The following is a 20642-nucleotide window of genomic DNA, read 5'->3' as shown; positions in this document are numbered from 1 at the left end:
ACCAACGGCATGAACTTACGTCTCGGCGTGACGTGGCTCTATTCCAGCAGCGCGGACTACCGCGCTTACAGTTTTCAGTTGCGTTGCCTCTCGGAATAAACGGACGCACAGCGTCTTTTACTGGCCGCCTCTACCCGATTCTCTGTTTCGCGCGCCTGGGGAAATCTTGTCAAAACGCACAAGCACATTTTGACGATTTCCCTCTTTAGACATGGCGTGCGTCTGTCCTAAAGGAGGAGACTGCATTCGAGCCGCGCGGATCCCACGTCCCGTGGACAGGAAATGCTTATGCATTTCCAATACCAACCTCTGCCTCAAACCATTAACCCCGACGAGCCACACTCCCTCAACCCGAAACCTGCTCCGCCTCGTAAACCCGACGGTGTTCGACGATCGACTTCATATTCGTTTGGGCCCACTCCGTCAGCCGACCGATAAGCGGAACCAGCGAACGGCCGATCTCCGTCAGCCGATACTCGACCCGCGGCGGCACCTCCGGATAGACCGTGCGACTCACCAGCCCGTCCGTTTCCAACATCTTGAGCGTACTTGACAACACACGCGACGAGATGTCCGGAATCGACCGGCACAACTCATTGAACCGCGTCGCCTCCCGTTCGCTCAGCAAGACCACCACCAGCAACGACCACTTGTTTCCGAACCGGGCGACGATGTTCCGAATCGGACACATCTCGATCAAAGAATTCCCTTCAGCCTTTTTTTGCATCATTCAACCTTTTGTGCACCAAACACTAACTTTTAGTTAGCAACTTTCAGAATCAAAGTTAAGCAACCCGCTGAAAAGATCGATATTTTTCGATCTCCAACCCGCTCTTTTTCAGCAAAAGCGACCAAAAGGTTAGTATTGAACAAAAATGTAACCTCTTGACAAACAATATTAAAGAATATAGTTTTGCAGCACGAACCAAAACCAACACAATGATGAAACAGATTGAAAAATCGGCGACAGGCGCCAACTTCAGCGCGATCCGGATCGGCCAGCTGAACGAACTGGGAGAGTATGTGCTCGAGCTGGGGTCTGAGATCAGGATTCCGGGCAAAGTGTTCGGCGGCAGCGCCGTGAACGCAACGGGCGGCGAGTTTTCGTTCCAGGTATTCCAGCCGGGGACGGAAACGGGATTCCTCCACACCCACAAAACCCACGAAGAGCTCTACTTCTTCCTCAGCGGCTCGGGTGAATTTCAGGTAGACGGCCACGTCTTTTCCGTATCGGAAGGGAGCGTCGTCCGCGTAGCTCCCGCCGGCCGGCGCTCCGTGCGCAACAACGGCACTGAACCGCTCACGATGCTTTGCGTGCAGTACCGCGGCGGCGCCTTCACGGCCGAAGACGCCGCCGACGGCCATATCCTCGCCGACCCCGTCGAGTGGTAAGCCGCACTACTAAAAACAAACGCATCCCGGACGACACCTCGTCCCTACAAACGAGGCATCGCCCGGGATGCTTTGTTATGGGTACCGAGCCTACAACTCCTCCAACAGCGGCTGCACCCGATCCTTCGCCGAGAGCAGCAGCCCCTCGCCCGACGGATCGAAGCCGTATTCGGCCAGCCGCCAGTCCACGCCGATCTGCGGATCGTTCCACCGCACCCCGCCGTCGAACTCCGGATGGTAGTAGTCCGTGCATTTGTAGAGGAACTCCGTGTCATCCACCAGCGTCAGAAAGCCGTGTGCGAATCCCGCCGGGACATAGAACTGCCGTTTGTTTTCCGCCGACAGCTCCACCCCGTGCCACCGCCCGTAGGTCGGGCTCCCGGCCCGCAGGTCGACCGCCACGTCATAGACCGCCCCCGCGACGACCCGGATCAGCTTGCCCTGCGCATGCTGCGTCTGGAAATGCAGCCCGCGCAACACCCCGCGCCGCGACTTGCTGTGGTTGTCCTGCACGAAATCGACCGGACTGCCCGCCATCGCATCGAAATCGCGTTTGGCATAGGTCTCCATAAAAAAGCCCCTCGCATCGCCGAACACCGTCGGCTCGATCACGAACAGCCCCTCGATCGGGGTCTCCACCTTTTTAAATTCAGCCATCTATTCTGTTTAATGTTTGCTACAATTCACCCGTATTTCAAAAGTCGACACCGGCATACGATACGGCGCCACCCCGCAGAGATTCGCCCGCGTAAAGGGCTGCCAGCCGTAACGAATACGCGGCGGCGTCCCCTGCAATCGCAGGGGGCCTTCGCTCGACGCCGTCAGAATCACCTGCCGCCCCTCTATCCGCCCCGTCGCCGGATAGAACTTTCCGTCGGCAACCTCGATCTCGAACCCTCTCACCGGTTCATCGTCCAACGTAGCCAACGGACGACTGAAATCGACAAACACCGTATCGTAATATTGCGTCGCTCCGTCAATCACCGTGGGACTCTGCGCCGTCTCCAGCGATTTGAACCGATTCGGATAACTATACCGTTGAAACAAACACCGCCGAGCCAGCCGTTCGCCGATCGGCTTCTTGTGTCGCGGATGGACGTCCGTCGAATCCCCCAGATCGGAACTGACCACCATATGAACATCATCCCACCCATGGAGTCTTTCCTCCAGCCGCCGCTGACTGTCCCGGAAGTGCGGCCAGCTCGGCCGGTTCAGCGAAGAGAGCTGCACGAAATAGAACGGCATCAGACCACCGTAGGAATTTTGACCGAACGCCTCGCGAAAACTTTTCACCACCGCCGGAAAAAGCCTCTCGTGCAACTCCGCGTTGTGCGCATTGCTCTCCCCCTGGTACCAGATCACCCCCTCGGCATCGTACCCCGCCGCCAGCGGAGCCACCCGGCTCTCGTACAGATAGGCCGGTTCGAAAAAGTGCCGCTGCAACGGATTTTTCACCCCCTCCAGATTGCCCCGGATCACGCCCCTCACCCAATCCTGCGCCATCTCGTTGTTCCGCCAGTCGTAGAGCACATCCACCAACGCCGGATCGTCCTCTAAGATGCGCCGCGAGACGAACGCCTCGGCCGGCGCCCCGCCCAGCGAAATCTCGATCAACCCCACCGGCACTTCCGCCCCCAGCGAGTCGGCCAGCATCTGTCCGAAAAACCAGGCGACAGCCGAAAACTCCTCCACCGCCGCCGTATCGCTCCCCGAAACCCATCCCTGCGGGTTACGGATATAATCCAACCGGTTCAGCCGGGCGAGCTCCGTACTGTCCAGCCGCCCCCGCTCATCGGCAAACGTGGGATTGGCTCGGAAGAGCCGAATCCGACCGGTCGGCCTCGCCTCGGCCCGCTCCGCCGCGCGCGCCACCGGCCACGACATGTTCGACTGCCCCGCCGCGATCCACACCTCGCCCACCGCCACATCCCGATACAGAGCCACCGTATCCTCCGTCGCGATCGCCAGCACCCCCGAGAGCATCGGCTCCTCCAGCGGCAACCGCACCTCCCACCATCCGTCCGCACCCGCCGTCACCGTGTCCGAGGCAGCGATCTGTCCAAACCGCAACCGCCCCGACTTCGCCCGCCGCACCGTGTCGGCCACCGTCACCGTCACCAACCGGCCCGCATTCGCCCGACCGCCGATCCGCGTCACCACTCCCCGCTGGAGCACCATCCGGTCCGTATAGGCCGGCGACATCCGCAATTTTCCGTAATCACCCGTCAGCGCGCGATAAATCTCTTCGGCCAACAGCCGCGCCCCCTCCACATTCGGATGCACGGCGTCCGGCAACAGCTCCGGCCGATCCTTCAAGACCGGTTCCAGGTCGATCAACCCCGTCCGCTGCGACGCCGCCACCCGCTCGATCGCCTCCTGAATCTGGTGGTGCCAGTCGCGCGTCCCCGCCTTGAACCGCCGGTGGCGGTGCGGGATCGGCGTCATCCGGCAGATGTAGACCTTCGCCGCCGGATTGGCCTCGCGAAAGCTCTCGATCAGCGCCGCGTAGTCCGGAATGAACTCGTCCCGGAAGTTCGGCCAGTTGCGCGGATCGGTGTCGTTGATACCGAGGTGGATCACCACGATATCCGGTCGGAAAGCGATCGCCTCGGCGTACTCTTTCGTCTTGGTGTACGGATTGTGCCCCTTATTGAGCAGCGTGGCTCCGCTGTGGCCGAAATTGCGGACATCGTATCCCGCCCCGAGCATCCGCCCCAGCACCGCCGGATAGCAGTTCCGCTCGCGATCCTCGACCAGCATGCCATAAGTGATGCTGTTCCCCACACACGCCACCCGCACCGGCGCCGGTTTCACCGCAGCAGGCCTCCGGGCGCCGCTCGCCCCGGAAACAACCAGCAAAGCACAAAGAGTCAGACAAATTCTCCTCATAGAACGACTCATTTTCGTTGTTTAAGACCTTATAAAGGTAGCTAAAAATCCCTTACTGCCCGCACCCCGCCGCCAAAATCCGCCCCACCCGCCACCGCTTGGCCCACAGCAGTCCCCGCCACACGAGCCACGGCACCGCCACTCCCGCCGCCGTGCTGATCGGCACGCCGATCCACGGATCGAGGTGCGCCCAGTCGTAGAGCACCACCCGCAGCGCCGACTGGGGGAACCACGAGAAGAGAAAGATCGCATACGTCGCCCCGTCGAGCGGCGCCAGGAACCGCCATCCGCTCCGCAGATAGAACCGCCCCAGCGACAACGCGAACAGGATGCCGCAAACCGCTGTGAGCCGCTCCGCCAACGGATTCACCACCCCGTAACCGGTCACTGTCGCCAGCACCGACGTCGCGCCCCAGCCCGCCAACGCCCACAGGCTGCCGAGCGCCAGCCCCTCGTCGATCTCCCGTTGATACGCACAATAGACGATGCCCAGCACGAAGAAAAAGCCGGACTTGACCACCCCGCTCAAGTTGAGCCACCCGACGCCGTCCAACGGATTGAAGACCGACAACGCCAGCGTCGCCAGCGCCCAGCCCCACAGCGGCACCCGGTCGCCGACTCCCAGCCGCCTCAACCCCCGAGCGGCCAGCACCGTCCCGACCAGCAACAGAAAAATCGTCGGCAGAAACCAATAGTAGACGATCACGTTTTTCGACGGCACGAGCAGCATCTCGAAATAGGCGCCCCACGCCAGCTCGACCGGCTTCACCGCCCACCGACTCAGCCACACCTTGGGCAGAAAGACCAGCGTACTGATCAGAAAATAGGGCACCAGCAGCCGCCTCGCCTTTTTGGCGACGAACGCGCCGACCGGGATGTCTACCAAAGAAGAGCCGGCTGCGGTGCAACCGGATCCGGCTGCGGTATACCGCAGCAGATAACCGGAAAGAAAAATCCACAGCGGCATGTGGAAACTGTAGATCCAGCGGTAGAGCCCCGCATCGTGCCCGTCAGTCGGAAAGGCATGGCCGACCACCACCAGCAGGATGCCGAAAGCCTGGAGAAAACTGATATAAGGATTGCGCATATCGAAGTGCCCGAGAAATGTCCGCCCCAAAATTACGCTTTTCCGTCCGTTCGACCGCCACCGTATCCGGCTGCCGCGCACAAGGTTTCGCAATTATTTCTGCATGATAATCCGAAATAATCCCTATTTTTGTCACAGCAAACCGTGTTGCGCTTTTACGTAAAACGAATCATAAACAAACCATGCAACAATCAATCGACACTTTCGATTTCGCCGGCAAACGGGCGATTATCCGTGTAGACTTCAACGTGCCGTTGGACGCCAACTTCAACGTGACGGACGACACCCGTATCCGGGCGGCGATTCCGACCATCAAGAAGGTGCTGGCCGGGGGCGGTTCGGTCATCCTCATGTCGCACCTCGGACGACCGAAGGGCGCGGAAGAGAAATACTCGCTCAAACACATCATCCCGACCGTCGAAAAACTGCTGGGCCAGAAGATCGAATTCGCAGGCGACTGCATGGGGGCCGAAGCTGCGCAGAAAGCTGCCGCTTTGAAGCCGGGCGAAGTACTGCTGCTCGAAAACCTGCGCTACTACGCCGAAGAAGAGGGGAAACCGCGCGGCCTGAAAGAAGACGCCACGGACGACGAAAAGAAAGCAGCCAAAGCGAAGGTGAAAGAGGCTCAGAAAGAGTTTACGAAGAAACTCGCTTCGTATGCCGACTGCTACATCAACGACGCGTTCGGGACAGCGCACCGAGCACACGCTTCGACGGCGCTGATCGCCGAATTCTTCCCGAACGACAAGATGTTCGGCTACATCATGGAGGGGGAACTGAAGGCGATCGACAGCGTGTTGCAGGCTCCGAAGAAACCGTTTACGGCGATTCTGGGCGGTTCGAAAGTCTCGACCAAGATTACCATCATCGAATCGCTGATGGAGAAGGTGGACAACCTGATCCTCGGCGGGGGGATGACCTACACCTTCATGGCGGCACAGGGAGGCAAGATCGGGAACTCGATCTGCGAAAAAGACCAGTTCGACACCGCCCTGGCGATCATCGAAAAGGCCAAGAAACTGGGCGTGAATCTGGTTCTGGCCGAAGATGCACGGTGCGGCGACGCGTTCAGCAACGACGCTAACGTGAAGATCTGCCCGGCCAACGACATTCCGGACGGCTGGGAAGGGATGGACATCGGGCCGAAGACCGAAACGAAATTCCGTCAGGTGATCGGCGAATCGAAGACCATCCTGTGGAACGGGCCGGTCGGGGTGTTCGAATTCGACACCTTCGCCAACGGGTCGAAAGCGATCGCAGAGGCGATCGTAGAGGCTACGGCGAAAGGCGCCTACTCGTTGATCGGGGGCGGTGACTCGGTGGCCTGCATCAACAAGTTCGGGATGGCGACTAAAGTAAGCTATGTTTCGACCGGCGGCGGGGCCTTGCTGGAATATATGGAAGGCAAGGAGCTGCCGGGGGTAGCTGCCATTCGGAAGTAGGCGCAATCATCAGGCTTCGGCCTATCCTTTTAGAACGCGAAGGTGGGTTTCCTTTTCTGAAGGAGACCCACCTTCGTATTTAAACTCCCTATAGCCCTGAAACTCCATTCGCCATACCTTGCCCGGAAACCCGGCTCGAGATACGCGACACGCCCCACCTGCCGCCAAGTTTTCGTATCTTTGTCCGTATGAAACGGAAGACAGTCAAAAAACTCATATTCATCCCCCTCGTCAGTCTCGTGCTACTCCTCGGCCTCGCCATCGGCGCCGCCGCCCTGCTCCTCACTCCGAAACGGCTGACACCCCTCGTCACCCGGCTCTGCGACCGCTACCTCGACGCCCAAGTGCGGTTCGACACCGTCAGCGTCGCCCTCTTCCGCGACTTTCCCTACGTCACACTGGAACTGCACGAGACCGAAATCGTCAGCCACGCCTTCGACCGGCTGCCCGACTCCGTGCGCGTCACCCTGCCCGCCGAAGCCGACACCCTGGCCCGGATCGGCCGGTTCGCCGTCTCGCTCAACCCCTGGAAACTCGCCGCCGGACAGGCCGACATCCGGCGCATCGCCCTCCAGGCCGCCCACCTCCACGCCTATGTAGCGCCCGACAGCACCGCCAACTGGGAGATCTACCACGCCGACACCACCGCTCAGGAGAGCGACACCACCGACAACGACCCGTTCAAGATCGACATTGAACGCATCTCCGTGTGCAAAGGGCTTCATCTGGTCTATGACAGCCGCCCCGACAGCATCGCCGGAACAGTATACCTGCGGAGCTTCTTCATCCGCGGACAGCTCTCGACCGACCTGTTCCGGAACGAAATCCGTCGGCTGCGGCTGCGGGACTGCACCGCCGAGCTGACCCTCGGTAATGAAACCGCCGGGCTGCGGATCGACAGCCTCACGGCAGACGGAGGACGGCGCGAAGGACTCCGCGTCGGGCTCGACGCCAAAACGATCCGATTCAGCGATTTCGACGGGCTCGACTCGCTGCAACTGCGGACAGCCCTCCGTTTCGACGGCCCGGATCGCAGAGAATTGAACGTGAGCCGTTTCGACCTGCGACTCAACGACATGCTCGTCACGGCGGCCGGGCAGGCCATCTTCCGCGGCGACAGCATCGTAACAGAGCTCGGCGTAGAGAGCCAGCGGCTCTCCATCGCCGGGCTGCTGCGGCTGATCCCCACCTCCGTTCTGCCCCTCGCGCGCGACTATGAAACCGACCTCGCCGCCGCCCTCGACCTTCGGATCGACGGCACTTGGAATCCGGCCACCGGCGCCTTGCCGAACGTCACTGCCGACTACTGCATGCCCGCCGGCTACCTTTTTTACGTCAAAGACCGCTACGGCAGCCGGATCGACACGCTGGCTCTGGACGCCACCCTCCGGTTCCGACCGCAACACCCCGACTCAACGGGCGTGGAACTGCGGGAGTTCAAGGTCTCGGGCATCGGCATGCGGTTAGACGCCCACGGCGACCTCGACCGCCTGACAGGCGACGCCGGTTTCGACGGCGCAGTGAAAGGCGACCTCTCGCTGGACTACCTGAGCCGCCACTTCCCGGCACAGGACGGATCGACCCTCGCCGGACGAATCGCCATGGACCTGCACGGTCGGGCCCGACTGAGCCAGTTGGACTTAGGCCGGATCGGCGCGGCCCGGATCGGAGGACACCTGACGATGGACGATTTGATCGTCGTCATGCCGAGCCGCCGATTTCGATTGGCCGTAGACGGCGGACGCTTCGGAATGGGCACCGGACTGGCCGCGAGCGACTCGCTGATCGCCGACGGCACCGAAGCGATCGGCGCGACCCTCAGCCTCGACACCGTAGACCTGGATATGGGGGACGATCTCTGCATCAAAGGACAAAAAATCAAGATACACGCCACCACGGCGACCAAAAATCTGGTGCGGGACACCACGGCGGTACATCCGTCACAGGGGACACTCTCGGCAGCCGGACTGCGCATCGAACTGGGCGACTCGATGACCGTCATCGGCCGGCGGCTCGACTCGCATTGGAGCATCCTGCCGGCCCGGGACAACCCGAAAATTCCGCAGCTGGCATTTCAGGCAGACGCCCGGCGACTCTCGCTCCGCCAACCGACCGGACGTTTCTCCGTCACCCGCAGCAACGTCGCCCTGTCGGCCACCCTCAACCGGCCCGATACCGCCCGACTCCAACGACGCGCCCACCGGCTCGACTCGCTGCAACGGCTCTATCCCGACGTGCCGCGCGACTCGCTGTTCGCCCACGTCCGGAGACTGCGCGGCGGGAAAGCGCGGCCAACCGACGAATTTGCGGACAACGACATCGACCTGCGCGTCTCGTCGGAGCTGGGCGACGCCCTGAGACGATGGCAACTGAACGGAGCGATCCGGGCCCGATCAGGACGGATCGTCACCCCCTACTTCCCGCTGCCCACCACCCTGCGCGACATCGACCTCGCGTTCAATACAGACGAGATTCGCCTGAAACGCACTTTCGTCAAGGCCGGCGAATCGCAGGCCGTGCTGACCGGTAACATTTCAGGATTGAAGCGCGCCATGCTGGGTCGCGGTCGGATTCGAGGCGACCTGGAAGTAACGGCCGACACACTCAACCTGAACGAAATCATCCGTGTAGCGAACGCCGGTTCGGCCTTGGTAGCCCAGGGGGGCGTCGCCGAAACCGAAAGCGACGACCAGCTGGAAGAACGCATCCTCCAGTCGGCCGACACGACCGCAGCCACTGCGCTGCTGGTGATTCCGGGCAACATCGACATGCGCTTCGACCTGACGATCCACCGGGGGATGTACGCCAATCTGCGGTTAGACAGCCTCTCCGGCGAGGTGATCGCCCGCAACCGGGTGTTGCAGCTCTCCGACCTGACCATGCGCAGCAATGCGGGCAACCTGCGGATGACGGGCCTCTACTCGACCCGCACGCCGGAGGATATCCAGGCGGGCTTCGATCTGGAGATGGAGCAGATGCAGGTGGCGCGACTCATCGAACTGATCCCTTCGATTGACACCCTGATGCCGATGCTCCGGTCGTTCTCGGGCGTCGTGGACTGCCAGCTGGCGGCCACGACACGAATCGACAGCGCGATGAACATCCTCCTTCCGACGGTTGATGCCGCATGCCACATCTCGGGCGACAGCCTCGTGCTACTGGACGGCGAGACCTTCACCGAGATCTCGAAGATGCTGATGTTCAAGAACAAGAAACGGAACCTGATCGACCACATCTCGGCCGAGTTTCTGGTGCGGGACTCGCAGATCGAGATTTTTCCGTTCGTCGTCGAAATCGACCGCTACCGGGCTGCCGTCAGCGGAGTGCACAAGATGGACATGACCTTCAACTACCACATTTCGGTACTGAAATCGCCGATTCCGTTCCGGCTCGGCGTGGACATCTTCGGCAACCTCGACGACTTCGACTTTAAGATCACACGGGCGCGATACAAGGACTCGAACCTGCCGACACGGGTAGCGATCATCGAAACGACACGAGTGAACCTGCGGAATTACATCCGCGACGTCTTCATCCGCGGCGCCCGGAGCGCGATCGACAGTTCGCTGCGCATCACGCCGGAAATGGCCGCTCCGACAGAGATATTGCCGCCGGCCGACTCGCTGAATGCGGCGGACTCGGCGGCGCTCAAAATATTCGAACAAAAAGATTGATTTTCTCAGCTTTGATTTTCAGATACTTGCCAAAAATTTCAGCAGAAAACGAAAAAAAAGCTCCCTTGTTTTTGGAGAATCGGAAAAAAGCCGTACATTTGTATCGCAATCAACGCAGGGGAGCTTAGCTCAGTTGGTTCAGAGCGTCTGCCTTACAAGCAGAGGGTCGGGGGTTCGAATCCCTCAGCTCCCACCAAACAGTCGATTCGGTTGAAAAACACGCTTCTAAAGAAGCGTGTTTTTTTATTTGCTTCGCCGCTGACAGCTCTGCTGGCGTGCGGGAAAAGCAAATAAAAAAACAAGACCGGTACGGATTGATTCTCAACCGATCGGATGTTTGGTCGTTATTCACAGAGCCGCTCGGGAAAAACGAGCGGAACGAAGTTAATCCCTCAGCTCCCACAAACATCTGACAGTTGAAAACACGCCTCTTTCGAGGCGTGTTTTTTTTATTCGATCCTCCAAAACAGCTTTCAGACAGCAACACACCGGAAACGCGAAAAATCCGAAACGGGACAATTACCTAAACGAGCTGATTCCCAATGAATATACCGTACTTTATTTTCGGCCAATACGCCATCTAAATTCTACAACAGACCACGAAAAAACAAACGCGGGGAACGATTCCGGGCCAGAATCGTTCCCCGCGCTTCGTTTAACGAAACATCGAGTCCGAAACGCTACTTGATGCGTTTGTAATACTCCGCTCCAGTCTCATTACCACCATAGCTGTATTCCAGCACAAGTTCCTTAGCCGTCAGCGATTTGACCTTCGCTTTTTCCGTATCGCCATACGAATCAGTGATTGTCACGTAACCGGGTTCGATTTTATAGGTGAACGAGATCGTATACTTGTTCACGTCATCAATATGTTCCATCACCCCCGTACCATTCGCATTAATTGTCAGGAGTTGCTGATATTGGACTGCCGCTCCCCATTCATCGTCCCACTCGCTCCCGTCTTCGTCGGCATAATAGGATTTATACACCTCCCAAGTACCGACCAGATTGTCAACGGTAACCTCCTTTTGTTTGTCCTTGTCTTTCTTACAGCCCACAAAAGCTACGAGCGACAAAGCGAGCATCGCATAAACGAGTTTTTTCATAAAACTTTGATTTTTCGGGGCACCCCGACTCCCGGATGCCATTTTTGCAAAAAGAAGAAAGTGTGGAGTCGTTAGTTTATCTGGCAGGAGGCTCTGGTAAGCCCAAGGATCAAATAAACAATACCCCACACCTGTATAAAACGAACGCGCCGAACGCGACATTTCGTCGATATACAAGTGACGAGTGTTTATTGCCCTCCCTGATCCTTTGAAATTTACCAGATTTCCTGCCAAGGATAAAAGCTAAACACTTTCATCGAAATATGTCCGCCGGAACCCGGAGTCCCGACACGGACAAAGATAGAAAATGTTTTGCTGCAAACAACACTCTGCGGGGTATTGCGAGGACAAATTTCGGTCAGAAAGCGATGAAAATCAAGACAGAAATTCAAAAGAGTTTATCGTAGCCTGGGCCGCTACATGCCTTGAAAAGCGAGAAAACTGTCGCTGTCTGAAAAAGACACCGTACCTATCGGACAAAAAACGTCGCTCCCTAAACAAGAAAGCGACGCGAAAATAGAGTGCTGTGGGCCCAGAGGGGCATGATCCCACGACCTTCGGATTATGAGTCCGCTGCTCTAACCAACTGAGCTATGGGCCCTTTCCCGGCCACTCCGAAGAGCGGCATCAGAAAATATCTGTGCAAAAGTATATCATTACCGGCCAATCTCCAAATCCGGAGCCGCAGTCGGCGCTGGTTCTTCCTCCGGGGAGAGGCTGCCGGCAGCCTCTCCCCGACCGCGCAGGTAGTCCGTCAGAATCTTCGCCCGCCCCGCGCCGATCAACTCCGCCAGCTCCTCCTGCGGCGTACGCCCCATCCGTGCCAGCGTCCGGTATTTCTTGAGCAACCGGTCGATAGAGGTTTTGCCCAGCCCCGGCACGTTCTCCAGCTCCGATTTCAGGAAGTTAATCGACCGTTTCTGGCGGTGGAACGTAATCCCGAAGCGGTGCGCCTCGTCGCGGATGTGCATCAGGATGCGCAGTGACTCGCCGGTCTTGTCCAAATAGTGCGGCAGCGGATCGCCCGGGTAGTAGACCTCCTCCATCCGCTTGGCCAGCCCCACGACCGAGACCCGCCCTCGCAGCCCCAGCTTCTCCAAAGCCGCAAAAGCGAACGAAAGCTGCCCTTTCCCCCCGTCGATCACGATCAGGTCGGGCAACGGCTGCCCCTCGGCCTGCAACCGCCCGTACCGCCGCGTGAGCACCTCCTCCATCGAGGCGAAGTCGTTGGCTCCGACCACCGTTTTGATGTTGAAATGGCGATACTCCTTCCGACTGGGCCTCCCGTCGCGGAAGACGACGCACGAGGCCACCGGATTGGTTCCCTGAATGTTGGAGTTGTCGAAACACTCGATATATCGCGGTTCGACCGGCAGCCGGAGATCTTTCTGCATCCGGGCCATAATCCGGTCGGTGTGCCGGTCGGGGTCGGTCTTTTCGATCTGCTTAAACTTCTCGAGCCGGGCGATCTTGCAGTTCTTCTCGGCCAGACGCAACAACTCGAGCTTATCCCCCCGCTGCGGAACCGTGAAATTCACCGTAGGAAAGAGCTCGGCGTCAGGTATCATCGGCACGATAACCTCCCGCGGCAAAGGTATCCCCTCCTCCCGCTCCTCGCCAAAAATCTGGCCCAAGGCGAAGGTCAGCAGCTCGTCCGGCGACTCGTCCAGCCGCCCCCGCATCTCGAAAGTAAAGGAGTGCACGACCGCTCCCCGCACGATGCGCATGTGGTTGCAAAAGGCCGTTCCCTCGTCGTGCAGCACGTAAACCACCTCCAGATTGGTCAGGGTGGCGCTGACGATCACCGATCGGCTCGAATAGTCGGCCAACAAGGCGAGCCTGTCCTTCGCCCGCGCCGCCTGTTCGAAATGCAGCCCCTCGGCGAGCCGCTTCATCTCGGCGGTGAAATAGGCTTCGGCTGGCCGCAGGTCGCCCCGCAGGATATTCTTGGCCGCCGCGATATTCGCCATATACTCCTCCTCGCTCTGTAACCCCACGCAAGGGCCCTTGCAGTTCCCGATGTGGTACTCCAGACACACCGAATAGGTACCCCGGGCAATCGCCTGGGGCGCGAGGTTGAGTTTGCAGGTGCGCAGCGGATAGAGCCCCCGGATGAGCTCCAGCACGGCGCGCTGCATGCTCACCGAGGAGTAAGGCCCGAAATAGAGGGAGCCGTCTTTGATGAATTTACGGGTGGAAAATATCCGCGGGAAGGGTTCGTTTTTGATGACGATCCACGGATAGCTTTTGCTGTCTTTCAGCAGGATGTTGTAGCGGGGCTGGAGCTCTTTGATGAGGTTGTTTTCAAGCAGCAGGGCGTCGGCCTCGCTCCCGACGACGATGTGGCGCAGGTCGGCGATCTGACGCACCATGACCTGCACTTTACGGGTGTGGTCGGCCCGCGAGACGAAGTAGGAACTCACGCGTCGTTTGAGGTTCTTGGCCTTTCCGACGTAAATGATGGTTCCCTCGGCGTTAAGAAACTGGTATACGCCCGGCCCCTCCGGCAATAGGGCGACTTTTTCGCGTACGCGCTGTTCGACGGTCTGTTCGTGTGTCATCTTTCCCCCGTAAACGGAATCCTCCGCAGATTTATTGAACGCCGAAAGAGCACCCCCTCCTCAAACCGAGAGTCGATCAGTGTTCGGCCTTGATTTCGATCAGCACGTCGTCTTTCCCGACCGTCTTGCCCGGCACCACCGTCACTTTGGTGACCGTCCCTTTCATGTGGGTCGAGATGGTGTTCTGCATCTTCATCGCCTCGAGCACGAGCAGCGCCTCGCCGCTCCCCACCGCCTGTCCTTCGGTGACGAAGACGTCGAGAATCTTGCCGGGCATTGGCGCCTTGATGACCTCTTTCTTCGACAGACCGGCCTTGGCGGCCAGCATGCGTTTCCGGCTGAGCGAGAAGGGGGTCTCGACGGAGAACGAGTAGCTGACGCCGTTCAGGATGATATTATAGGTATTGGCGCTCTGCCGCGTCACTTCGTACGGATAGCGCAATCCATTACAAGAGAGCACGTTCACTCCGTCCGCTTCCCGCACGAGGTCGATCCGGATCGGTTTCTTTTGATAGCGGTATTCGTAGTTGTCTTTGACCGAAAATTCGTACTCGGCGTTGGTGTTCGTGTCGAGGGCGATCAGTTTGGTCGTATTGGTCGTTTTCTTCGGTGTCATAGTTGGAATAGCCTAAGAGAAATGGACGGAGAATTACAAGTTCCGGATCCGTCGGTTGAGCACCCACGGGTCGATTCCGGTCTCCGGCCCGACGTCGGGCACGGTTTCGTGGGTGTACTGGTACAAAGCCAGCATGGCTGCCATCAGCTCTTCGTCCGGCTCGCGGTAGACGAGCGATTCGAGTTTCGTTTCGATGAACGAGGTGTCGAAATCTCCGCTCCGGAAGGCTTCGTTGTGGAGCACGGCCTTGCAGAACGGGATGGAGGTCTTCACGCCCTTGATATGGAACCGCTCCAAAGCGGACAAGGCCCGTTCGATGGCCTGCTTGCGATCCTTTCCGTGTACGATGAGTTTGGCGATCATGGAGTCGAACCACGGAGTAATCTCCGACCCCGGCACAATCCCGGTGTCGATCCGGATGTTGTCCCCCTGCGGCAACCGCAGTTGTTTGATCGTCCCCATGGAAGGGGTGAAATCGGCCTGTACGTCCTCGGCATTGATCCGGCACTCGATGGCCCACCCGTCGAGCTTCACGTCGCTCTGCTTGATGGGCAGCTTCTCGCCGGATGCGATCCGCAACTGCAATTCCACCAAGTCCAGCCCCGTAATCGCCTCGGTAATGGGGTGTTCGACCTGGATCCGGGTGTTCATCTCCATGAAGTAGAAGTTTTTATTCTTGTCGAGCAAAAACTCTACGGTTCCCAAGCTCTCATACCCCGCCCCTTTGGCGAGCTTCACCGCCACGCGGGCCATCTTGCTCCGCAATGCGGCATCGATCCCCGACGACGGCGCCTCTTCGAGGAGTTTCTGGTGCTTGCGCTGCACGGAGCACTCCCGTTCGCCGAGGTGCACGACGTTCCCGTGGGCATCCGCCACCACCTGAAATTCGATATGTTTCGGATTTTCGAGGTATTTCTCGATAAAGACGGACGGATCGCCGAACGCGCTCTGCGCCTCGGACGAAGCGGCGTGGAACATGCGTTCCATCTCGCTCTGTTTGTGAACGATCCGCATCCCGCGCCCGCCGCCGCCCGATGCGGCTTTGATAATCACCGGATAGCCGATCTTCTTGGCGATCTTCACCCCCTCCTTGACATCCTTGACGCTCCCTTCGCTCCCCTGAAGCATCGGCACGCCGTTTTTCGCGGCAATCTCCTTGGCGATGATCTTGTCGCCCATGTCCTTGATGAGCTTGGCGGGCGGCCCGACGAACTTCACGCCGGCATCGGTACATTTCTGTGCGAACTCTGCATTTTCCGACAGGTACCCGTACCCGGGGTGCAAAGCCTGAATTTTATTGTCCACGGCGAGTTTCACGAGGTTGTCTATATCGAGAAACTCGGGGGTGGTGCCGTCGGTCTCGGGAAAGTCGAGCACCTGGTCGGCAAAGTCCAAATAAACGGCGTTGGGCTCTTTGACGGTGCGAATCACGTAGGTCTTGATCCCCATCCGTTTGGCTGTCCGGCAAATCCGAATGGCGATCTCGCCTCGATTGGCTATCAGTAACGATTTTATCATAAAACTCTTCTTTATCGTTCGTTTCTGTACTTATCCGGGAGGGTACTGTTCTCTTTGTGAACAAAGAGAACCAGAAAAACTTTAGACGGATGCTGACGCATCCTCCCGCTGCCGGCGCCCCTGTTCTCGTACTCTTCTTTGGGCCGGGAGCAAACGGCGCGCATAGGGTTTAACTCTTATTTAAGCGCGCCGTTGCCCCGACCCAAAAGCAGTCACGAAACATGAGGACTGCGGAGCGTAAGGAGTAGCGTAGCTAACTAAAAATTTTTGGTGCCGCTTTTTAAAAAAGCGGCAGTTCCATGCGGGTAGACACAGGAAACGAACGGTTATTAAAGCGGTGTATTGCCATGTTTCCGTCTCGGCAGGCTGACCGATTTTTTCTCCAGCGTTTTCAGCGCATTGATAATCTTGGAACGCGTCGCCCGCGGGTCGATCACCTCGTCGATAAAACCCTTTTCGTCCGCCACATACGGATTGGCTATTTCGTCGCGATACTTCGCCGACAGCTCCTTCTTGAGCGCCACCGGGTCTTCGGCCTCCGCCAGCTCCTTGCGGTAGAGGATCGCCGTAGCTCCCTCCGGCCCCATCACGGCAATTTCGGCCGTCGGCCACGCATAGCAGAAGTCGCCGCCGACCCCCTTGCTGTTCATCACGATATAGGCCCCGCCGTAAGCCTTCCGCAGGATGACCGTAATCCGCGGTACCGTCGCCCGCGTGTAGGAGTAGAGCAACTTCGCTCCGTGTCGGATAATCCCGGCGTGTTCCTGATCCGTCCCCGGCAGAAAACCCGGCACGTCTTCGAACGTAATAATCGGGATATTGAAGCTGTCGCAGAAGTTGATGAACCGCGCCCCTTTCACCGAAGCGTCGATATCGAGCGTCCCGGCCATCACCTGCGGCTGGTTGGCCACCACCCCGACGACATAGCCGCCGATCCGCGCCAACCCCGTCACGATATTCCGCGCATGTCCCGCCCCCACTTCGAAGAAACGACCGTGGTCGGTAATCATCCGAATCACCTCCAACACGTCGTACGGTTTATCCGGGTCGTCCGGCACGATGTCCAGCAAAGCCTCTTCAGCCCGATCCGCCGGATCGTCGGTGCCGATAAACGGCGGATTTTCGATATTATTGGCCGGCAGGAACGAGAGCAACATCTTGATCCCTTTAATGGTATTCTCGTCGTCGCTGAAGACGAAATCGGCAACCCCTGTCTTGGTCGAATGCACGGAAGCGCCCCCCAACTCCTCTGCGGTCACCTCTTCGTTCAACACCTGCCGCACGACGTCCGGCCCGGTGACGAACATATAACTGGTCGACTCGGTCATGAAAATGAAGTCGGTCAAAGCAGGCGAATAAACAGCGCCCCCCGCAGCCGGCCCCATAATGGCCGAAATCTGCGGTATCACGCCCGAGGCCAGCACGTTCTGCCGGAAGATATTGGCATAGCCGTTCAGGCTGGTGATCCCTTCCTGGATCCGAGCCCCGCCGGAGTCGATCAAGGCAATCAGCGGCGATCCGGTCTTGAGGGCCATGCTCTGCACTTTAACGATCTTGGCGGCATGCACCGATCCGAGCGACCCGCCCAACACATTGAAATCCTGCGAGAAAGCATACACCGACTTGCCGCCAACTGTGCCGTACCCGGCAATCACGCCGTCTCCCAAAGCGGTCGTAGACTTACCGAAACCTCCGCCGGCGGCAGGGGTGGCATATGCGTCCACTTCTTCGAAGGTGCCTTCGTCGAACAGCAACTCGATCCGCTCACGGGCGGTCAGTTTCCCGCGGTTGTGCTGCTTTTCGTAATATTTGGTGTCGTATTGTTTCTCAAGGGCGGCCTGACGGGCCAAAAATTTTTCGTATGCTTTTCCCATAATCTGTCTCGTTTTAACCTTTGATTATTCCGTATCTACCCGCATGGAACCGTACCTTTTCTGAAGAAAAGGTACCCAAAAGACTTTTACAGAGGTCGTCCCGGTGGGACGACCACGTGTTCTTTCCGCCTTGTTTCATTGGGCTGTGATTTTCAGGCGCGGCGCGCGTGGGGGGCTCGCCTATTATTAGCGCGCCCGCCGAAAATCCAGCCCAACCTACCGGGCAGACACGGCCAGAGCATCCCGCAGGGATGCGCTCTAAAGTTTTTTTGGTTCTTTTTGTTCACAAAAAGAACAGTTCACTCCCGGGCAAGGACCGAATAATTCATTGCCTTCACACGCGACAAAATTAACCAAATTTTTCCGGAATGGTTCATATAAAAACATCAACCCAGTTCGCCCCCCAGCGAACCCCACGTCAAAGAGAGAGAAGAAACCGAACCGTATCGACCCCATCCGCATAGTCCGTCCACCCCGGATGCTGCGTTTCACCCAAACGCACCCTGCGCGGAAACGCCTCCGGAACCGCTCCCGCCGCACACTGCAACGCGCTTTCGTGCCGTTCCAGCCACTCCGCCACCTCCGCCTCCGAACGATACTCCGACCAAAAGACCTCCCCCACCTTCGGCACCGTCGGCCCGGCCTCCATCTCCAGATAGCGCAGCAGAAAAAAGCCGCCGTCGACCACCCGTTCGCCCCGCATCGCCGCCATCGCACGCGCATAGCGATAGCAAGCCTCGTATTTCGGATGCACTTCCCGGTCGCAAGCAGCCAAACGGGCCACCAATCGCGTCCTGTCATACCCCTGCGGCACGAACAGACGCACCACGCTCCGACACCCCAGCCCCCAATAAAGAAACATATCTTCGCTCAACCCCTCCACCTCCCAGTCGCTCTCCGCGCCGTTCAGCACCGCCACACTCTGCCGTGCACCGCGCAGCAGCACCGGCAGCCCGGCGAATTGTCGGGCAAATCGATCGCGCGTCGCATCGCTCCCGGTGGCGATCACCCCGTCCCATCCGGTCGCCCCGGCCGGCAGAGCGTCGAGGAGTTCGACCTCACAACCGTTCTGTCGCAACGCGCGGACGACATATTCCATCAACGCCCGATCTTTGGACGAAGGTTTGACCCACACCCGACACCCCACCGCTACGGCAGCGGCCAGATCGGCAAACCCGACCAGCGGTAGATTTCCGGCCATCACGATCCCCACCGATCTCCCCGTCGGTTCGGCCAAAGAATACCGATCGAGCCAAGCCCGAAGCTGTTCGGGACACAACAAATCGTTCCTCAAAGCCCTCACAGCCGCCTCGATCTGGCGCGGAGTGAACCACTCGTTTTCCCGTCCGGCCTCATCGACCGCCCGCCTCCACTCCTCGCCTTCGAATCGGGAGGCCAGCTCAATCAAGGGGGCGATATGCTTATTTTCCATCTTTTTCTTTTCCAACATCACGAAAAACAACGAGCCTCCGGAACGCATTTGTTCCGGAGGCTCCATGCGAATTACGCTTTCTCTGCGTCACCCAGCTCCGTCACCTGCACGACGTCAATACCGGCACGCCGCAACAACTCCACTCCATCGGCGGAGTGATAGTCGTCACAAAACACCACCCGCCGAATCCCCGCCTGGATAATCAGTTTAGCACACTCGATGCACGGCGAAGCGGTCACATATAAGGTCGATCCCTCCGAACTGTTGTTCGACTTGGCGACTTTGGTAATGGCATTGGCCTCGGCATGCAGGACGTAAGGTTTGGTCAGCCCCGTGGCGTCGTCTTCGCACACGTTTTCGAACCCTTGCGGGGTGCCGTTATAGCCGTCGGAGATGATCATCTTGTCGCGCACGATCAATGCCCCGACCTGTCGCCGAACACAATAGGAGTTCTCGGCCCATATCCGGGCCATGCGGATATACCGGCTGTCGAGCAGCCGCTGTTTCTGTTCCTTATATCCCATAGATAAAGAACGTGCTGTGCGTTTTTCGTAATCTTTTATTCGAGTCTGAGGTCGATTCGGGTCAGAATAGCCGGACGGGCTGTTCAATCCGACAGCAAACAGACTGTTCCGCCCCGGGCTACCGCGGTAGCGGCGAGGGTGCGTTGCGCAACGTAGGCAGCAACGGATACAGCAGGTCGTCTACGGTCAGCGGTATCGACGGGGTATACTTGCATTTCTACGAAGCGAGTCTCGATCCCAGCCATACGGCGAACCGGGCACGCGGTATTCAGTTGCGTTGCCTCTCGGAATAAACGCACCCACAGGGTGTTTTAATGGTAGCCTCTACCCGAAAGTATGCGGCCGGAGCCCAAGAGGACAGCAACTCTCGACGCGCAAGCGGCGGGTTGCGGACCTCCCGAGGGAGAGGCGGCCGGCCCGCGCGGTTCTTCGAACCGCAGGAGCACGGCCCATTCGTCTCTTATTTAAGCTGTTCGCCGCCAGCGGAGGCGCAACGAGCCCCGACGAGTGCAGCCCGCCGCGTGGGG

Annotated in this window: 15 protein-coding genes and 2 tRNA genes; 5 read left to right on the top strand and 12 right to left on the bottom strand. The window is 58.7% G+C overall.

What is annotated here, in order from left to right; translation table 11 throughout:
* Positions 1 to 346 precede the first annotated feature (346 nt).
* Entirely contained in the window at positions 347 to 727 is a 381-nt protein-coding gene (locus QZ302_RS03395) for a helix-turn-helix domain-containing protein (RefSeq protein ID WP_294592508.1), read from the bottom strand.
* A gap of 215 nt (positions 728 to 942) precedes the next feature.
* Between QZ302_RS03395 and QZ302_RS03390 the strand changes: the two genes are divergently transcribed.
* Entirely contained in the window at positions 943 to 1392 is a 450-nt protein-coding gene (locus QZ302_RS03390) for a cupin domain-containing protein (RefSeq protein WP_294592506.1), read from the top strand.
* 90 nt (positions 1393 to 1482) lie between these two features.
* Here the strand turns inward: QZ302_RS03390 and rfbC are convergent, their stop codons facing one another.
* From rfbC to QZ302_RS03375, 3 genes are read right to left on the bottom strand one after another with little or no spacing between them, the layout of a single operon-like run.
* Positions 1483 to 2049, bottom strand: a complete 567-nt coding sequence (gene rfbC, locus QZ302_RS03385) for a dTDP-4-dehydrorhamnose 3,5-epimerase (RefSeq protein ID WP_294592492.1) — start codon at positions 2047 to 2049, stop codon at positions 1483 to 1485.
* Positions 2050 to 2058: 9 nt separating this feature from the next.
* A complete protein-coding gene (locus QZ302_RS03380) occupies positions 2059 to 4281 on the bottom strand; it encodes a GDSL-type esterase/lipase family protein (RefSeq protein ID WP_294592490.1) in 2223 nt (740 codons plus the stop codon).
* A 52-nt stretch (positions 4282 to 4333) separates the two neighbouring features.
* Positions 4334 to 5368, bottom strand: a complete 1035-nt coding sequence (locus tag QZ302_RS03375; protein ID WP_294592488.1) for an acyltransferase — start codon at positions 5366 to 5368, stop codon at positions 4334 to 4336.
* Between the two features lie 182 nt (positions 5369 to 5550).
* On the opposite strand from QZ302_RS03375, the gene QZ302_RS03370 reads away from it, so the two are divergent.
* From QZ302_RS03370 to QZ302_RS03360, 3 genes are all read left to right on the top strand, one after another.
* Positions 5551 to 6810: a phosphoglycerate kinase gene (locus tag QZ302_RS03370; RefSeq protein WP_294592486.1), complete on the top strand. Its 1260-nt coding sequence runs from the start codon at positions 5551 to 5553 to the stop codon at positions 6808 to 6810.
* 188 nt (positions 6811 to 6998) lie between these two features.
* Entirely contained in the window at positions 6999 to 10484 is a 3486-nt protein-coding gene (locus QZ302_RS03365) for an AsmA-like C-terminal region-containing protein (RefSeq protein ID WP_294592484.1), read from the top strand.
* A 118-nt stretch (positions 10485 to 10602) separates the two neighbouring features.
* Positions 10603 to 10680 (top strand) — tRNA-Val (locus QZ302_RS03360).
* A gap of 484 nt (positions 10681 to 11164) precedes the next feature.
* On the opposite strand, the gene QZ302_RS03355 is transcribed toward QZ302_RS03360, so the two are convergent.
* The 8 genes from QZ302_RS03355 to QZ302_RS03320 form a co-directional block, all read right to left on the bottom strand.
* Positions 11165 to 11767, bottom strand: a complete 603-nt coding sequence (locus QZ302_RS03355) for a lipocalin family protein (RefSeq protein WP_294592481.1) — start codon at positions 11765 to 11767, stop codon at positions 11165 to 11167.
* 350 nt (positions 11768 to 12117) lie between these two features.
* Positions 12118 to 12191, bottom strand: a tRNA-Ile gene (locus tag QZ302_RS03350).
* Between the two features lie 55 nt (positions 12192 to 12246).
* Positions 12247 to 14151, bottom strand: coding sequence for an excinuclease ABC subunit UvrC (gene uvrC, locus QZ302_RS03345; RefSeq protein ID WP_294592479.1), 1905 nt, complete (start codon positions 14149 to 14151; stop codon positions 12247 to 12249).
* A 76-nt stretch (positions 14152 to 14227) separates the two neighbouring features.
* A complete protein-coding gene (locus tag QZ302_RS03340) occupies positions 14228 to 14767 on the bottom strand; it encodes a biotin/lipoyl-containing protein (RefSeq protein ID WP_294592477.1) in 540 nt (179 codons plus the stop codon).
* Positions 14768 to 14800: 33 nt separating this feature from the next.
* A complete protein-coding gene (locus tag QZ302_RS03335) occupies positions 14801 to 16285 on the bottom strand; it encodes an acetyl-CoA carboxylase biotin carboxylase subunit (RefSeq protein ID WP_294592475.1) in 1485 nt (494 codons plus the stop codon).
* A 329-nt stretch (positions 16286 to 16614) separates the two neighbouring features.
* Positions 16615 to 18159 (bottom strand): acyl-CoA carboxylase subunit beta, encoded by a 1545-nt coding sequence (locus QZ302_RS03330; RefSeq protein WP_294592473.1) that lies wholly within the window; start codon positions 18157 to 18159, stop codon positions 16615 to 16617.
* A gap of 418 nt (positions 18160 to 18577) precedes the next feature.
* Entirely contained in the window at positions 18578 to 19591 is a 1014-nt protein-coding gene (locus QZ302_RS03325; protein ID WP_294592471.1) for an aldehyde dehydrogenase family protein, read from the bottom strand.
* Between the two features lie 71 nt (positions 19592 to 19662).
* Positions 19663 to 20115 (bottom strand): dCMP deaminase family protein, encoded by a 453-nt coding sequence (locus QZ302_RS03320; RefSeq protein WP_294592469.1) that lies wholly within the window; start codon positions 20113 to 20115, stop codon positions 19663 to 19665.
* A gap of 143 nt (positions 20116 to 20258) precedes the next feature.
* Between QZ302_RS03320 and QZ302_RS03315 the strand changes: the two genes are divergently transcribed.
* On the top strand, positions 20259 to 20408 hold the full coding sequence (locus tag QZ302_RS03315) for a hypothetical protein (protein ID WP_294592467.1): 150 nt from the start codon (positions 20259 to 20261) through the stop codon (positions 20406 to 20408).
* The last annotated feature ends 234 nt before the right edge of the window (positions 20409 to 20642 follow it).

Source organism: uncultured Rikenella sp., from assembly GCF_910579375.1.
Classification (GTDB): Bacteria; Bacteroidota; Bacteroidia; order Bacteroidales; family Rikenellaceae; genus Rikenella.
The sequence above is the reverse complement of the archived record's forward strand: the minus strand, read 5'-3'. Positions and strand labels throughout refer to the sequence as shown.

Excerpts from the sequence above, each read along its gene's own strand:
- QZ302_RS03395 (WP_294592508.1), bottom strand. The coding sequence starts at position 727 with ATGCAAAAAAAGGCTGAAGGGAATTCTTTGATCGAGATGTGTCCGATT.
- QZ302_RS03390 (WP_294592506.1), top strand. The coding sequence starts at position 943 with ATGAAACAGATTGAAAAATCGGCGACAGGCGCCAACTTCAGCGCGATC.
- rfbC (WP_294592492.1), bottom strand. The coding sequence starts at position 2,049 with ATGGCTGAATTTAAAAAGGTGGAGACCCCGATCGAGGGGCTGTTCGTG.
- QZ302_RS03380 (WP_294592490.1), bottom strand. The coding sequence starts at position 4,281 with ATGAGGAGAATTTGTCTGACTCTTTGTGCTTTGCTGGTTGTTTCCGGG.
- QZ302_RS03375 (WP_294592488.1), bottom strand. The coding sequence starts at position 5,368 with ATGCGCAATCCTTATATCAGTTTTCTCCAGGCTTTCGGCATCCTGCTG.
- QZ302_RS03370 (WP_294592486.1), top strand. The coding sequence starts at position 5,551 with ATGCAACAATCAATCGACACTTTCGATTTCGCCGGCAAACGGGCGATT.
- QZ302_RS03365 (WP_294592484.1), top strand. The coding sequence starts at position 6,999 with ATGAAACGGAAGACAGTCAAAAAACTCATATTCATCCCCCTCGTCAGT.
- uvrC (WP_294592479.1), bottom strand. The coding sequence starts at position 14,151 with ATGACACACGAACAGACCGTCGAACAGCGCGTACGCGAAAAAGTCGCC.
- QZ302_RS03340 (WP_294592477.1), bottom strand. The coding sequence starts at position 14,767 with ATGACACCGAAGAAAACGACCAATACGACCAAACTGATCGCCCTCGAC.
- QZ302_RS03335 (WP_294592475.1), bottom strand. The coding sequence starts at position 16,285 with ATGATAAAATCGTTACTGATAGCCAATCGAGGCGAGATCGCCATTCGG.
- QZ302_RS03330 (WP_294592473.1), bottom strand. The coding sequence starts at position 18,159 with ATGGGAAAAGCATACGAAAAATTTTTGGCCCGTCAGGCCGCCCTTGAG.
- QZ302_RS03325 (WP_294592471.1), bottom strand. The coding sequence starts at position 19,591 with ATGGAAAATAAGCATATCGCCCCCTTGATTGAGCTGGCCTCCCGATTC.
- QZ302_RS03320 (WP_294592469.1), bottom strand. The coding sequence starts at position 20,115 with ATGGGATATAAGGAACAGAAACAGCGGCTGCTCGACAGCCGGTATATC.